Annotated in this window: 8 protein-coding genes, 22 tRNA genes and 3 rRNA genes; 30 read left to right on the forward strand and 3 right to left on the reverse strand. The window is 43.7% G+C overall.

The window, feature by feature from the left end; all coding sequences use genetic code 11:
• Positions 1-138: 138 nt before the first annotated feature.
• From I6L50_RS08445 to yugI, 3 genes are all read left to right on the forward strand, one after another.
• A complete protein-coding gene (locus I6L50_RS08445) occupies positions 139-636 on the forward strand; it encodes an Lrp/AsnC family transcriptional regulator (RefSeq protein WP_113938635.1) in 498 nt (165 codons plus the stop codon).
• Positions 633-1,823 carry an aminotransferase gene (locus I6L50_RS08450; protein WP_219301100.1) on the forward strand — a complete coding sequence of 397 codons (1,191 nt, stop codon included), beginning with the start codon at positions 633-635 and terminating at the stop codon, positions 1,821-1,823. Before I6L50_RS08445 ends, I6L50_RS08450 begins: the two co-directional genes overlap by 4 nt.
• Positions 1,824-2,075: 252 nt before the next feature.
• A complete protein-coding gene (yugI, locus tag I6L50_RS08455; RefSeq protein ID WP_002015848.1) occupies positions 2,076-2,420 on the forward strand; it encodes a S1 domain-containing post-transcriptional regulator GSP13 in 345 nt (114 codons plus the stop codon).
• A 112-nt stretch (positions 2,421-2,532) separates the two neighbouring features.
• Here yugI and I6L50_RS08460 read toward each other — a convergent pair whose 3' ends face one another.
• The gene (locus I6L50_RS08460; protein WP_002089278.1) at positions 2,533-2,766 is read right to left on the reverse strand and encodes a DUF378 domain-containing protein; all 234 of its coding nucleotides are present in this window, start codon (positions 2,764-2,766) and stop codon (positions 2,533-2,535) included.
• Positions 2,767-3,049: 283 nt separating this feature from the next.
• Here I6L50_RS08460 and I6L50_RS08465 point away from each other — a divergent pair, with 283 nt between their 5' ends.
• Together I6L50_RS08465 and I6L50_RS08470 are read left to right on the forward strand one after the other, a co-directional pair.
• A complete protein-coding gene (locus I6L50_RS08465) occupies positions 3,050-4,402 on the forward strand; it encodes a glucose-6-phosphate isomerase (protein WP_002015845.1) in 1,353 nt (450 codons plus the stop codon).
• Between the two features lie 108 nt (positions 4,403-4,510).
• Positions 4,511-4,924 (forward strand): YugN-like family protein, encoded by a 414-nt coding sequence (locus I6L50_RS08470; RefSeq protein ID WP_016093472.1) that lies wholly within the window; start codon positions 4,511-4,513, stop codon positions 4,922-4,924.
• On the opposite strand, the gene I6L50_RS08475 is transcribed toward I6L50_RS08470, so the two are convergent.
• The gene (locus tag I6L50_RS08475) at positions 4,911-5,906 is read right to left on the reverse strand and encodes a potassium channel family protein (RefSeq protein ID WP_002191049.1); all 996 of its coding nucleotides are present in this window, start codon (positions 5,904-5,906) and stop codon (positions 4,911-4,913) included. The two genes, I6L50_RS08470 and I6L50_RS08475, sit on opposite strands and share 14 nt — an antisense overlap.
• A gap of 374 nt (positions 5,907-6,280) precedes the next feature.
• Positions 6,281-6,961 (reverse strand): MgtC/SapB family protein, encoded by a 681-nt coding sequence (locus I6L50_RS08480; protein ID WP_002067957.1) that lies wholly within the window; start codon positions 6,959-6,961, stop codon positions 6,281-6,283.
• Between the two features lie 553 nt (positions 6,962-7,514).
• On the opposite strand from I6L50_RS08480, the gene I6L50_RS08485 reads away from it, so the two are divergent.
• The 25 genes from I6L50_RS08485 (at position 7,515) to I6L50_RS08605 (ending at position 14,321) form a co-directional block, all read left to right on the forward strand.
• A 16S ribosomal RNA gene (locus I6L50_RS08485) occupies positions 7,515-9,066 on the forward strand.
• Between the two features lie 146 nt (positions 9,067-9,212).
• Positions 9,213-12,134, forward strand: a 23S ribosomal RNA gene (locus I6L50_RS08490).
• 101 nt (positions 12,135-12,235) lie between these two features.
• Positions 12,236-12,351, forward strand: a 5S ribosomal RNA gene (rrf, locus tag I6L50_RS08495).
• The 16S, 23S and 5S rRNA genes sit together here with 22 tRNA genes alongside, the layout of an rRNA operon.
• A 5-nt stretch (positions 12,352-12,356) precedes the next feature.
• A tRNA-Val gene (locus tag I6L50_RS08500) sits at positions 12,357-12,432 on the forward strand.
• A 4-nt stretch (positions 12,433-12,436) separates the two neighbouring features.
• Positions 12,437-12,512, forward strand: a tRNA-Thr gene (locus tag I6L50_RS08505).
• A 10-nt stretch (positions 12,513-12,522) separates the two neighbouring features.
• Positions 12,523-12,598: transfer RNA gene (locus I6L50_RS08510), tRNA-His, on the forward strand.
• A 24-nt stretch (positions 12,599-12,622) separates the two neighbouring features.
• Positions 12,623-12,703, forward strand: a tRNA-Leu gene (locus I6L50_RS08515).
• Positions 12,704-12,732: 29 nt separating this feature from the next.
• Positions 12,733-12,807 (forward strand) — tRNA-Gly (locus tag I6L50_RS08520).
• A gap of 16 nt (positions 12,808-12,823) precedes the next feature.
• Positions 12,824-12,912: transfer RNA gene (locus tag I6L50_RS08525), tRNA-Leu, on the forward strand.
• A gap of 3 nt (positions 12,913-12,915) precedes the next feature.
• Positions 12,916-12,989 (forward strand) — tRNA-Arg (locus I6L50_RS08530).
• Positions 12,990-13,000: 11 nt separating this feature from the next.
• Positions 13,001-13,074: transfer RNA gene (locus I6L50_RS08535), tRNA-Pro, on the forward strand.
• Positions 13,075-13,088: 14 nt separating this feature from the next.
• A tRNA-Ala gene (locus I6L50_RS08540) sits at positions 13,089-13,161 on the forward strand.
• Between the two features lie 20 nt (positions 13,162-13,181).
• Positions 13,182-13,258: transfer RNA gene (locus I6L50_RS08545), tRNA-Met, on the forward strand.
• A gap of 4 nt (positions 13,259-13,262) precedes the next feature.
• Positions 13,263-13,339 (forward strand) — tRNA-Ile (locus tag I6L50_RS08550).
• A 17-nt stretch (positions 13,340-13,356) separates the two neighbouring features.
• Positions 13,357-13,449: transfer RNA gene (locus I6L50_RS08555), tRNA-Ser, on the forward strand.
• A gap of 27 nt (positions 13,450-13,476) precedes the next feature.
• Positions 13,477-13,553, forward strand: a tRNA-Met gene (locus tag I6L50_RS08560).
• Between the two features lie 3 nt (positions 13,554-13,556).
• Positions 13,557-13,632 (forward strand) — tRNA-Asp (locus I6L50_RS08565).
• Between the two features lie 13 nt (positions 13,633-13,645).
• A tRNA-Phe gene (locus I6L50_RS08570) sits at positions 13,646-13,721 on the forward strand.
• A gap of 14 nt (positions 13,722-13,735) precedes the next feature.
• Positions 13,736-13,811: transfer RNA gene (locus tag I6L50_RS08575), tRNA-Thr, on the forward strand.
• Positions 13,812-13,821: 10 nt separating this feature from the next.
• Positions 13,822-13,897, forward strand: a tRNA-Lys gene (locus tag I6L50_RS08580).
• Positions 13,898-13,910: 13 nt separating this feature from the next.
• Positions 13,911-13,981, forward strand: a tRNA-Gly gene (locus I6L50_RS08585).
• A 6-nt stretch (positions 13,982-13,987) separates the two neighbouring features.
• Positions 13,988-14,064: transfer RNA gene (locus I6L50_RS08590), tRNA-Ile, on the forward strand.
• A gap of 7 nt (positions 14,065-14,071) precedes the next feature.
• Positions 14,072-14,146, forward strand: a tRNA-Asn gene (locus I6L50_RS08595).
• Between the two features lie 6 nt (positions 14,147-14,152).
• Positions 14,153-14,243, forward strand: a tRNA-Ser gene (locus tag I6L50_RS08600).
• A gap of 6 nt (positions 14,244-14,249) precedes the next feature.
• A tRNA-Glu gene (locus tag I6L50_RS08605) sits at positions 14,250-14,321 on the forward strand.
• The last annotated feature ends 19 nt before the right edge of the window (positions 14,322-14,340 follow it).

Raw genomic sequence — 14,340 nt, forward strand, 5'->3', positions numbered from 1 at the left:
TAATAATCCATGGGGTGAACCTTTCCATGGATTAAAGTTTCACTTTATTTTGACATAATTCTCTAAAAAAATCTTCTTTTCAAACTGGAAAGGGTATTTGTATAATTTAGACACAACAGAAAAGGAAGGATGATTTATATGGTGACAGAGAAAGAATTGGAATTATTAGCTTGTCTTGAAAAGAATAGTCGTTTATCTGTAGATACATTAGCGAAGTTGTTAAATATAGAAGTAGAAGAAGCGAAAAAAATGGTTACGAAATTAGAAAGTGAAAAGATTATCGTGGACTATGTAACACATATCGATTGGACAAAAGTGAAAGAACATACTGGTTTAACGGCGATGATTGATGTGAAAGTTACACCGAAGCGTGGTGTCGGTTTTGATGCAGTAGCTGAACAAATTTATCGTTATTCAGAAGTAAAATCTGCGTATTTAATGTCAGGGACATACGATCTTTCTATTACATTAGAAGGAAAGACGATGGGAGAAGTAGCGATGTTTGTTTCTGAGAAATTAGCAACAATTGAATCTGTCGTTTCTACAACAACGCATTTCATTTTGAAGAAGTATAAACATGAGGGAATTATTTACGAAAAAAACGATGATGATAAGCGCATTGTGGTGACACCATGAAGCAATTTGAACTATCTAGAACGGCAGAATCTTTACAACCATCTGGTATTCGAAAGTTTTTCGATTTAGCAGCAAATATGAAAGGTGTTATTTCTCTTGGAGTAGGAGAGCCGGACTTTGTTACACCTTGGAATGTAAGGCAAGCATGTATTCGTTCTTTAGAACAAGGATATACGTCATATACAGCAAATGCAGGATTATTGGAGCTCCGTCAAGAAATAGCAAAGTATCTAGAAAAACAATTTGCAGTATCTTATGATCCAAACGATGAAATCATCGTTACAGTTGGAGCGAGTCAGGCGTTAGATGTAGCGATGCGTACCATTATAAATCCTGATGATGAAGTACTCATTATTGAACCAAGTTTCGTTTCTTATGCACCGCTTGTGATATTAGCTGGAGGAGTTCCGGTTCCTGTGGCAACGACTTTAGAAAACGAGTTTAAAGTACAACCAGAACAAATTGAAGCAGCTATTACAGCGAAAACAAAGGCAATTTTGCTTTGTTCACCAAATAATCCAACAGGTGCAATGTTAAACAAACCCGAGCTTGAAGAAATAGCAGTGATTGTTGAGAAGTACAATTTAATCGTATTATCTGATGAAATCTATGCAGAGCTCGTATACGACGAAGTATATACAAGTTTCGCGAGTATTAAAAATATGCGTGACCATACGATTTTAATTTCAGGGTTTTCAAAAGGGTTTGCCATGACGGGATGGCGTCTTGGGATGATTGCAGCCCCTGTTCAATTTTCAGAATTAATGCTCAAAATCCACCAGTATTCAATGATGTGTGCACCAACGATGTCTCAATTTGCAGCGCTTGAAGCATTACGCGGAGGAAATGATGAAGTAATTCGAATGAGAGATAGCTATAAAAAACGTCGTAACTTTATGACGACATCTTTCAATGAAATGGGCTTAACATGTCATGTGCCAGGCGGGGCATTTTATGTTTTCCCTTCTATAGCTTCAACCGGACTATCTTCAGCAGAATTTGCAGAACAATTATTATTAGAAGAAAAAGTGGCTGTTGTTCCTGGAAATGTGTTTGGCGGGAGTGGTGAAGGATTTATTCGTTGTTCATATGCAACATCGCTTGAGCAACTTATGGAAGCAATGAAGAGAATGGAACGGTTCATAGAGAATAAAAAAAGGACAAAACACAATACGTTTTGTCCATAAAAGGGGGGGAATACTAGAAAGCCATGTGTTAGTATTCTATCCTAATATTGGAGAATTATACGTATTACAGGAAATTTTTTCGTGAATTTTGAATGAGTTCTATCAAAGTGGTATAATTTACTAATATAAGGTGGGAGCATCCTCGGTGTTTTACTTAGGATACTTACCACTAATCGGATATTTAACAATAAATACATCTGCTTTGCTATTTACAATTGTAGAGAAAATGGTAAACGTATGGGAGTGTTTCACATGTCAGAACAATATACAACGGGAGTGGTTGTAACAGGGAAAGTAACTGGAATTCAAGATTACGGTGCATTTGTAGCTTTGGATGCAGAAACACAAGGACTTGTGCATATATCTGAAATCACAAATGGGTATGTAAAAGACATTCATGACTTTTTAAAGGTTGGAGATACAGTAGAAGTAAAAGTACTTTCAATTGATGAAGAACACAGAAAAATGAGTTTATCGTTAAAAGCGGCGAAAAGAAAGCAAGGACGAATTCTTATACCGAATCCATCAGAGAACGGATTTAATACACTGCGAGAAAAGCTAGCGGAATGGATTGAAGAGTCGGAGGTAATAAAGTAAAAGAGGAACGCATATGAGCGTTCCTCTTTTACTGTGACTTATGATATATATATTTGCAAATATGATTGCATGCAATCATATTCGTATGTCGGAGGCGAAAAAGACATACTGACTATTGAATTTCATGTGTTTCTGGGTGAGTACCAAGATTCTCGGATGGTTTAAATAGTAAGCCGAGATTGATAAGCCCAGAAATACCAACGATGCCGTAAATAATACGTGCAAGAGCTGATTTCTGTCCCCCGAAAATAGCCGCTACTAAGTCAAACTGGAAGAACCCGATCAGTCCCCAGTTAACAGCGCCGATTACAGTGAAGACTAATGCGATACGTTGCAAGGTACTCATGAAAAGTCCCCCCCTTAATGTGAAGCGTGAGCAAGCAAGGAGTTAATAAGAAAATTTAACTCCTTTATAGAATGGTATAGTTTTGTTGTTTTTATACATGAAAAATGTACGAAAAACGATGTATATACATCTATACCGAAAAATTCGAATTTTTATGCAAAAAATGAACTTTTTCTAAAAAATAAATAATGGTTACGTTTACAATTGTTGAATCGCTTGATTTACAACTTTAGTTTCGCTAAAGTGAATACAGAAATACATATACATAATTGGAGGGAAAAAGATGAGTACACATGTAACGTTCGACTATTCTAAAGCGTTATCCTTCATCGGTGAAAATGAACTAACTTATTTACGTGATGCAGTAAAAGTAACACATCATGCAATCCACGAAAAAACTGGAGCTGGGAACGATTTCCTTGGGTGGGTAGAGCTTCCGCTTCAATATGACAAAGAAGAATTCGCTCGCATTCAAAAATGCGCAGAAAAAATTAAAAATGACTCTGACATTTTACTTGTTGTAGGTATTGGTGGTTCTTACCTAGGAGCACGCGCAGCAATTGAAATGTTAAACCATTCTTTCTATAACACGCTTTCTAAAGAACAACGTAAAACTCCACAAGTGCTATTTGTTGGACAAAACATTAGCTCCACTTACATGAAAGATTTAATGGACGTACTAGAAGGTAAAGACTTTTCTATTAACGTTATTTCCAAATCAGGTACAACAACAGAGCCTGCAATCGCATTCCGTATTTTCCGTAAATTATTAGAAGAAAAGTATGGAAAAGAAGAAGCACGCAAACGTATTTATGCGACTACAGATAAAGCGCGCGGTGCTTTAAAAACATTATCTGATAATGAAGGCTACGAAACGTTCGTTATTCCAGATGATGTTGGCGGTCGTTTCTCTGTATTAACACCAGTAGGTTTATTGCCAATCGCTGTAAGTGGCCTAAACATTGAAGAGATGATGAAAGGTGCAGCTGCTGGTCATAATGATTTCGCGAAATCAGAACTTGAAGAAAACCCAGCTTACCAATACGCAGTAGTTCGTAATGCTCTATATAATAAAGGGAAAACAATTGAAATGCTTGTTAACTATGAGCCAGCACTTCACTACTTCTCTGAGTGGTGGAAACAGTTATTTGGTGAAAGTGAAGGAAAAGATCAAAAAGGTATTTTCCCATCTTCAGCAAACTTCTCAACTGACTTACACTCATTAGGTCAATACATTCAAGAAGGTCGTCGTGACCTATTCGAAACAGTTCTTAAAGTAGGTAAATCTACACACGAACTAAAAATCGAATTAGACGACAACGATTTAGATGGATTAAACTACCTTGCTGGTGAAACGATAGACTTCGTAAACACAAAAGCATACGAAGGTACATTACTTGCACATAGCGATGGCGGAGTACCAAACTTAATCGTAAACATCCCTGAATTAAATGAGTACACATTCGGTTACCTTGTATACTTCTTCGAAAAAGCATGTGCGATGAGCGGCTACCTATTAGGCGTAAATCCATTTGACCAACCAGGAGTAGAAGCATACAAGAAAAACATGTTTGCTTTACTTGGTAAACCAGGATTTGAAGAATTAAAAGCAGAATTAGAAGAGCGTTTAAAATAATGAAAAGCGATCGGGTCTCCGGTCGCTTTTTATTATTTTATTGAAAGGTACATCGGTATATTCAAACTAGAATGGGTATGCTAAAGGAAAAGTCTAGGAGGGATGGGCTTGATTCCGATTCAATCAAAATTAGAAGGATGTACATATGCGTTATATAAGTTAGAAGAGGTTATGAAACCACTTGGATATAGTATTGGCGGCAATTGGGATTATGATAAAGGATGCTTTGATTATAAAATCGACGAAGAAGAAGGGTATCAATTTTTACGCGTACCATTTACAGCGGTGGATGGGGAACTAGATGTGCCTGGTGTAATAGTCCGTCTTGAAACACCGTATATTCTTTCGCACGTATATCAAGACGAACTAGATGATAATGTTAATGCTTTAACAGCTGGAACGAGTGGATTGGATCAATTTGCGGAGCCACAAGATCCAGATGGAGATGTGAAAAGAAAATATATCAATATTGGTAAAGTATTGGTACAAGAACTAGAAAATCATTTTTTTAATGGTGAATAACGATGAGTATGTCGCTTTCGATGAGAATGAAAGAATGAACTGGATTGATCATATATTGTTCGTCGCGCTTTACACCTAGTAAGAGAATGTTTTGCTTTAAAAGAGTATAGCTACAATTTGCAAAGGATTGTCCGGTGCAGGACGGGGGAATCTCCATCAGTTGTAATTTGTTATCAGAGATTTCATCGTAAAGTGAGAATAGTACACCTGAAATGGAAGGGAATAAAAGAGAAGCGGTAAATACATAGCTCGTTAATTTATTTCCTTCTATAATTTCTGATACGCCAGCTCTCGTTGCATTTTGGATTTGTTCAGAAGTAAGAAGTTCAGCGATGCAGTGAATGTTTGGATTAAGTCCTTTTGCAGTTAAAATATTTAAAATGGACTGTGTATCTGCTAAGCTTTCGTTCTTCTCTTTATCCGCTGTTATTAATATAGTGTGAGCTGTTGTAATGTTAGCTTTTAATAAAGTTTGATCGTGATGCGGACAACCTTTTATAAATTCTAAATGATGAAATGGCTTTGGAAGTAAAGAAAGTGTTTCATCAATTAAAACGATATCAAGGTTCGGTTGTAATATGTGCATTTGTTTTACAACATGTTTTGCACGCTCATTCCAGCCAACGATAATCATATGACCATTAGAGGTAGCAGCTGCTTCACCTTTAATTCTCATATATTGTTTATTAATCATGTCGGTAGCGAATAGAACCATATAATAAGAACAAAATCCCGTCCCTAATAAAATAATACATATACCAATAAGTTTTCCTATCGTTGTATGGGGGGCGAAATCGCCGTATCCAACGGTGAAAATGGTAACGATTGACCACCAAACCCCGTCGAACCATGTGGTGAAGTGAGATGGCTCTAATATATGTATAAGAAAGCCGGAGAAGGCAGTAAGTACAATAATAAAACAAATTAAACGAAAAATAATGGAATCGCGAAATGTATCTACTAAATTCGGACGGGATTTCAAGTTCCTATTCCTCCTTACTTTTCAAGACTACATTCATTGTTACCATTATAGAAAAAAGAAAAACTCTCTAATTAAAAAGAGAGTTTTTCTTTAACTACTCAGTCACTCTATGAAAAAACGCCAGAAAAGCATTTTTTAAAATGACCGAGAGGGACTGGTTATGTATAGGATCGGTCAGTGTCTTTTCCTGCCATGCGCGAAGTTTTAAAACAAAGAAAGGTAGAGGACCATTTTATCTCCATGGCAGTAATCTATATGCTGAAAAATGAAAATAACTTTCTATAGATAATAAGGTACGTATTCTCGCGGGAGTAATACTCCTTATCTAACTTCTAAATGAAAGGTATGGCTGGGTAGTAACGTTTTTCTTTATGTTACATACTCTCCACTTCGGTTTGTTGAACACTTTCAAGATGCTGAAGAGCATAATAAACATCAGCGGTATGTCTTTTTTGATCGATAGACAATTTCAAATGTAAATAGTGCGAACCATTTTCCAATGTTTTGAGCTTCATGTTCTTAACTTTTATATCCATTTCTTTTATTTCTTCAATTACGGTCGGGATATTGTCCATATTTCGTACAACGAGTTTCACTGCGATATCACGTTGGCGAAATGATCTAGGACCGACGTATTTCATCGCTAATGGTATAAGTTCTACACTAATCATAAGGAAACACATTCCGAAAATAGCCTCGATATAGAAACCAGCTCCAACGGCAATGCCGATGCCAGAAGCACCCCAAATCATAGCGGCGGTCGTTAATCCCGCAATACTATCGTTTCCTCTGCGTAAAATTACACCGGCACCTAAAAAACCAATTCCGGATACAATTTGAGCGGCAAGTCGAAGTGGATCCATATTCATATGATCGGTATGTGGTAAGTTGTAAGCTGCTTTAATAGAAACAATGGTTAGGAGGCAACTAATAATAGAAATAACTAAACAAGTTTTTAAGCCGAGTGGTTTACGTTTTAATTCGCGCTCTAAACCGATAGCGAATCCTAAAATAGCCGAGAGACCTAGTTTTATTAATAAGTCGGTGTAGTCCATGTATATTCCTCCTTGTATGATATAGTATATGAATAAAACGTTTATCCCGCTATTTGCGGGCAGTAAGCCCCGCCTCAAAATTCGCCGAATGCGAGAAAGTTCGGTGGGAGACGACTGCCCGTAAATGCCCGATTGGTGAAGGCTAATAATCAGTGGGGGATGAACACCCCCCACACTGATTAAAGTTTCACTTTATATAGAAAGAAACGTTTTGTGACAGAGGGACTTTCTATAGAATATATGTAGGAATTACTTAGAAATGAAAGAGATGTTTCGTTTAAGTATATGATATTAAAAAAGAAATGTAGTTGGTTTCAAAAAAGTTTTCAAAAGGTGTTGCATTTCATTTTTCTACATGATATATTAATAACCGTCGCTGATGCGGAAACGCAGAAAACGACAAAAAAGAAATTGAAAAACTTAGTTGACATCGAAAAATGAAGATGTTAACATAAGGAAGTCGCAAATGAGCGACTAAGTAGTTCTTTGAAAACTGAACGAAACAAACAACGTGAACGTCAATTTTTATTTTTAGATGCTAGACAAACTAACTTTATTGGAGAGTTTGATCCTGGCTCAGGATGAACGCTGGCGGCGTGCCTAATACATGCAAGTCGAGCGAATGGATTAAGAGCTTGCTCTTATGAAGTTAGCGGCGGACGGGTGAGTAACACGTGGGTAACCTACCCATAAGACTGGGATAACTCCGGGAAACCGGGGCTAATACCGGATAATATTTTGAACTGCATAGTTCGAAATTGAAAGGCGGCTTCGGCTGTCACTTATGGATGGACCCGCGTCGCATTAGCTAGTTGGTGAGGTAACGGCTCACCAAGGCGACGATGCGTAGCCGACCTGAGAGGGTGATCGGCCACACTGGGACTGAGACACGGCCCAGACTCCTACGGGAGGCAGCAGTAGGGAATCTTCCGCAATGGACGAAAGTCTGACGGAGCAACGCCGCGTGAGTGATGAAGGCTTTCGGGTCGTAAAACTCTGTTGTTAGGGAAGAACAAGTGCTAGTTGAATAAGCTGGCACCTTGACGGTACCTAACCAGAAAGCCACGGCTAACTACGTGCCAGCAGCCGCGGTAATACGTAGGTGGCAAGCGTTATCCGGAATTATTGGGCGTAAAGCGCGCGCAGGTGGTTTCTTAAGTCTGATGTGAAAGCCCACGGCTCAACCGTGGAGGGTCATTGGAAACTGGGAGACTTGAGTGCAGAAGAGGAAAGTGGAATTCCATGTGTAGCGGTGAAATGCGTAGAGATATGGAGGAACACCAGTGGCGAAGGCGACTTTCTGGTCTGTAACTGACACTGAGGCGCGAAAGCGTGGGGAGCAAACAGGATTAGATACCCTGGTAGTCCACGCCGTAAACGATGAGTGCTAAGTGTTAGAGGGTTTCCGCCCTTTAGTGCTGAAGTTAACGCATTAAGCACTCCGCCTGGGGAGTACGGCCGCAAGGCTGAAACTCAAAGGAATTGACGGGGGCCCGCACAAGCGGTGGAGCATGTGGTTTAATTCGAAGCAACGCGAAGAACCTTACCAGGTCTTGACATCCTCTGAAAACTCTAGAGATAGAGCTTCTCCTTCGGGAGCAGAGTGACAGGTGGTGCATGGTTGTCGTCAGCTCGTGTCGTGAGATGTTGGGTTAAGTCCCGCAACGAGCGCAACCCTTGATCTTAGTTGCCATCATTAAGTTGGGCACTCTAAGGTGACTGCCGGTGACAAACCGGAGGAAGGTGGGGATGACGTCAAATCATCATGCCCCTTATGACCTGGGCTACACACGTGCTACAATGGACGGTACAAAGAGCTGCAAGACCGCGAGGTGGAGCTAATCTCATAAAACCGTTCTCAGTTCGGATTGTAGGCTGCAACTCGCCTACATGAAGCTGGAATCGCTAGTAATCGCGGATCAGCATGCCGCGGTGAATACGTTCCCGGGCCTTGTACACACCGCCCGTCACACCACGAGAGTTTGTAACACCCGAAGTCGGTGGGGTAACCTTTATGGAGCCAGCCGCCTAAGGTGGGACAGATGATTGGGGTGAAGTCGTAACAAGGTAGCCGTATCGGAAGGTGCGGCTGGATCACCTCCTTTCTATGGAGAATTGATGAACGCAGTTCATCAATAAACGTTGACTTGTTTTGTTTCGTTCAGTTTTGAGAGAACTATCTCTCAAGTTTAAATGTATGTTCTTTGAAAACTAGATAACAGTGTAGCTCATATTTTTTTAATTTTAGTTTGGTTAAGTTAGAAAGGGCGCACGGTGGATGCCTTGACACTAGGAGTCGATGAAGGACGGGACTAACGCCGATATGCTTCGGGGAGCTGTAAGTAAGCTTTGATCCGAAGATTTCCGAATGGGGAAACCCACTATACGTAATGGTATGGTATCCTTACCTGAATACATAGGGTATGGAAGACAGACCCAGGGAACTGAAACATCTAAGTACCTGGAGGAAGAGAAAGCAAATGCGATTTCCTGAGTAGCGGCGAGCGAAACGGAATCTAGCCCAAACCAAGAGGCTTGCCTCTTGGGGTTGTAGGACATTCTATACGGAGTTACAAAGGAACGAGGTAGACGAAGCGACCTGGAAAGGTCCGTCACAGAGGGTAATAACCCCGTAGTCGAAACTTCGTTCTCTCTTGAATGTATCCTGAGTACGGCGGAACACGTGAAATTCCGTCGGAATCTGGGAGGACCATCTCCCAAGGCTAAATACTCCCTAGTGATCGATAGTGAACCAGTACCGTGAGGGAAAGGTGAAAAGCACCCCGGAAGGGGAGTGAAAGAGATCCTGAAACCGTGTGCCTACAAATAGTCAGAGCCCGTTAATGGGTGATGGCGTGCCTTTTGTAGAATGAACCGGCGAGTTACGATCCCGTGCAAGGTTAAGTTGAAGAGACGGAGCCGCAGCGAAAGCGAGTCTGAATAGGGCGTTTAGTACGTGGTCGTAGACCCGAAACCAGGTGATCTACCCATGTCCAGGGTGAAGTTCAGGTAACACTGAATGGAGGCCCGAACCCACGCACGTTGAAAAGTGCGGGGATGAGGTGTGGGTAGCGGAGAAATTCCAATCGAACCTGGAGATAGCTGGTTCTCCCCGAAATAGCTTTAGGGCTAGCCTTAAGTGTAAGAGTCTTGGAGGTAGAGCACTGATTGAACTAGGGGTCCTCATCGGATTACCGAATTCAGTCAAACTCCGAATGCCAATGACTTATCCTTAGGAGTCAGACTGCGAGTGATAAGATCCGTAGTCAAGAGGGAAACAGCCCAGATCGCCAGCTAAGGTCCCAAAGTGTGTATTAAGTGGAAAAGGATGTGGAGTTGCTTAGACAACTAGGATGTTGGCTCAGAAGCAGCCACCATTTAAAGAGTGCGTAATAGCTCACTAGTCGAGTGACTCTGCGCCGAAAATGTACCGGGGCTAAATACACCACCGAAGCTGCGAATTGATACCAATGGTATCAGTGGTAGGGGAGCGTTCTAAGTGCAGTGAAGTCAGACCGGAAGGACTGGTGGAGCGCTTAGAAGTGAGAATGCCGGTATGAGTAGCGAAAGACGGGTGAGAATCCCGTCCACCGAATGCCTAAGGTTTCCTGAGGAAGGCTCGTCCGCTCAGGGTTAGTCAGGACCTAAGCCGAGGCCGACAGGCGTAGGCGATGGACAACAGGTTGATATTCCTGTACCACCTCTTTATCGTTTGAGCAATGGAGGGACGCAGAAGGATAGAAGAAGCGTGCGATTGGTTGTGCACGTCCAAGCAGTTAGGCTGATAAGTAGGCAAATCCGCTTATCGTAAAGGCTGAGCTGTGATGGGGAAGCTCCTTATGGAGCGAAGTCTTTGATTCCCCGCTGCCAAGAAAAGCTTCTAGCGAGATAAAAGGTGCCTGTACCGCAAACCGACACAGGTAGGCGAGGAGAGAATCCTAAGGTGTGCGAGAGAACTCTGGTTAAGGAACTCGGCAAAATGACCCCGTAACTTCGGGAGAAGGGGTGCTTTCTTAACGGAAAGCCGCAGTGAATAGGCCCAAGCGACTGTTTAGCAAAAACACAGGTCTCTGCGAAGCCGTAAGGCGAAGTATAGGGGCTGACACCTGCCCGGTGCTGGAAGGTTAAGGAGAGGGGTTAGCGTAAGCGAAGCTCTGAACTGAAGCCCCAGTAAACGGCGGCCGTAACTATAACGGTCCTAAGGTAGCGAAATTCCTTGTCGGGTAAGTTCCGACCCGCACGAAAGGTGTAACGATTTGGGCACTGTCTCAACCAGAGACTCGGTGAAATTATAGTACCTGTGAAGATGCAGGTTACCCGCGACAGGACGGAAAGACCCCGTGGAGCTTTACTGTAGCCTGATATTGAATTTTGGTACAGTTTGTACAGGATAGGCGGGAGCCATTGAAACCGGAGCGCTAGCTTCGGTGGAGGCGCTGGTGGGATACCGCCCTGACTGTATTGAAATTCTAACCTACGGGTCTTATCGACCCGGGAGACAGTGTCAGGTGGGCAGTTTGACTGGGGCGGTCGCCTCCTAAAGTGTAACGGAGGCGCCCAAAGGTTCCCTCAGAATGGTTGGAAATCATTCGTAGAGTGCAAAGGCATAAGGGAGCTTGACTGCGAGACCTACAAGTCGAGCAGGGACGAAAGTCGGGCTTAGTGATCCGGTGGTTCCGCATGGAAGGGCCATCGCTCAACGGATAAAAGCTACCCCGGGGATAACAGGCTTATCTCCCCCAAGAGTCCACATCGACGGGGAGGTTTGGCACCTCGATGTCGGCTCATCGCATCCTGGGGCTGTAGTCGGTCCCAAGGGTTGGGCTGTTCGCCCATTAAAGCGGTACGCGAGCTGGGTTCAGAACGTCGTGAGACAGTTCGGTCCCTATCCGTCGTGGGCGCAGGAAATTTGAGAGGAGCTGTCCTTAGTACGAGAGGACCGGGATGGACGCACCGCTGGTGTACCAGTTGTTCTGCCAAGGGCATAGCTGGGTAGCTATGTGCGGAAGGGATAAGTGCTGAAAGCATCTAAGCATGAAGCCCCCCTCAAGATGAGATTTCCCATAGCGTAAGCTAGTAAGATCCCTGAAAGATGATCAGGTTGATAGGTTCGAGGTGGAAGCATGGTGACATGTGGAGCTGACGAATACTAATAGATCGAGGACTTAACCATATAATATGAAGCAATGTTATCTAGTTTTGAAAGAATATAAAAAACTTATTGACTTTAAATGTCGAATAAGTTATGATAATTCTTGTCTTAAATGAATACAGTCTGGTAATGATGGCAGAGAGGTCACACCCGTTCCCATACCGAACACGGAAGTTAAGCTCTCTAGCGCCGATGGTAGTTGGGACCTTGTCCCTGTGAGAGTAGGACGTTGCCAGGCAATTCGGAGGATTAGCTCAGCTGGGAGAGCACCTGCCTTACAAGCAGGGGGTCGGCGGTTCGATCCCGTCATCCTCCACCATTTAGCCGACTTAGCTCAATTGGTAGAGCAACTGACTTGTAATCAGTAGGTTGGGGGTTCAAGTCATCTAGTCGGCACCAGAAAATCATGGCGGTTGTGGCGAAGTGGTTAACGCACCGGATTGTGGCTCCGGCACTCGTGGGTTCAATTCCCATCAGTCGCCCCATTTTTTCTTTTTAAATTATAACATGCGGGTGTGGCGGAATTGGCAGACGCACTAGACTTAGGATCTAGCGCCTTTGGCGTGGGGGTTCGACTCCCTTCACCCGCACTTTTAATAAAATAACTCAAACATGTCTTGCGGAAGTAGTTCAGTGGTAGAATACAACCTTGCCAAGGTTGGGGTCGCGGGTTCGAATCCCGTCTTCCGCTCCAATTTTCAGTATGACATGCCGGGGTGGCGGAACAGGCAGACGCACAGGACTTAAAATCCTGCGGTGGGTGACCACCGTGCGGGTTCGACCCCCGCCCTCGGCACCATATGCGCCCGTAGCTCAATTGGATAGAGCGTTTGACTACGGATCAAGAGGTTAGGGGTTCGACTCCTCTCGGGCGCGTTTTTTATTAACGGGAAGTGGCTCAGCTTGGTAGAGCACCTGGTTTGGGACCAGGGGGTCGCAGGTTCAAATCCTGTCTTCCCGATATTTTCAAAATATGGGGCCTTAGCTCAGCTGGGAGAGCGCCTGCCTTGCACGCAGGAGGTCAGCGGTTCGATCCCGCTAGGCTCCACTTATTTGAATATAACTTATGGCGGTGTAGCTCAGCTGGCTAGAGCGTACGGTTCATACCCGTGAGGTCGGGGGTTCGATCCCCTCCGCCGCTACCATAAAGGACCTTTAGCTCAGCTGGTTAGAGCAGACGGCTCATAACCGTCCGGTCGTAGGTTCGAGTCCTACAAGGTCCACCACTCAAAGTTCATATCTCGGAGGTATACCCAAGTTCGGCTGAAGGGATCGGTCTTGAAAACCGACAGGCGGCGAGAGTCGCGCGGGGGTTCGAATCCCTCTACCTCCTCCATTTTTTCTAAATTAAATATTATATCATCGCGGGGTGGAGCAGTACGGTAGCTCGTCGGGCTCATAACCCGAAGGTCGCAGGTTCAAATCCTGTCCCCGCAACCAAATGGTCCCGTGGTGTAGTGGTTAACATGCCTGCCTGTCACGCAGGAGATCGCCGGTTCGACCCCGGTCGGGACCGCCATTTTTTACATAAAGGCTCGGTAGCTCAGTCGGTAGAGCAGAGGACTGAAAATCCTCGTGTCGGCGGTTCGATTCCGTCCCGAGCCACCATTTTGAAATCGCAAGCCGGCTTAGCTCAATTGGTAGAGCAACTGACTTGTAATCAGTAGGTTGGGGGTTCAAGTCCTCTAGCCGGCACCACTTTCAAAATGAGCCATTAGCTCAGTTGGTAGAGCATCTGACTTTTAATCAGAGGGTCGAAGGTTCGAATCCTTCATGGCTCACCATTTTTAATTTAATGCGGGTGTAGTTTAGTGGTAAAACAAGAGCCTTCCAAGCTCTGGTCGAGAGTTCGATTCTCTTCACCCGCTTTTTATGGGCCTATAGCTCAGCTGGTTAGAGCGCACGCCTGATAAGCGTGAGGTCGATGGTTCGAGTCCATTTAGGCCCACCATAATTATTCCGCAGTAGCTCAGTGGTAGAGCTATCGGCTGTTAACCGATCGGTCGTAGGTTCGAGTCCTACCTGCGGAGCCATATTATAGAGAAGTACCCAAGTGGCTCAAGGGGCTCCCCTGCTAAGGGAGTAGATCGCGAACGCGGTGCGAGGGTTCGAATCCCTTCTTCTCTGCCAGATTTTGGCCCGTTGGTCAAGTGGTTAAGACACCGCCCTTTCACGGCGGTAACACGGGTTCGAATCCCGTACGGGTCATACTAAAAGAGATAGCATA

The sequence above is a fragment of the Bacillus sp. FDAARGOS_1420 genome, assembly GCF_019344915.1.
Lineage (GTDB): Bacteria > Bacillota > Bacilli > Bacillales > Bacillaceae_G > Bacillus_A > Bacillus_A mycoides.

Coding starts and splice junctions, on each gene's coding strand:
- I6L50_RS08480 (WP_002067957.1), bottom strand. CDS start 6,961: ATGGACTACACCGACTTATTAATAAAACTAGGTCTCTCGGCTATTTTA.
- I6L50_RS08450 (WP_219301100.1), top strand. CDS start 633: ATGAAGCAATTTGAACTATCTAGAACGGCAGAATCTTTACAACCATCT.
- I6L50_RS08445 (WP_113938635.1), top strand. CDS start 139: ATGGTGACAGAGAAAGAATTGGAATTATTAGCTTGTCTTGAAAAGAAT.
- yugI (WP_002015848.1), top strand. CDS start 2,076: ATGTCAGAACAATATACAACGGGAGTGGTTGTAACAGGGAAAGTAACT.
- I6L50_RS08460 (WP_002089278.1), bottom strand. CDS start 2,766: ATGAGTACCTTGCAACGTATCGCATTAGTCTTCACTGTAATCGGCGCT.
- I6L50_RS08465 (WP_002015845.1), top strand. CDS start 3,050: ATGAGTACACATGTAACGTTCGACTATTCTAAAGCGTTATCCTTCATC.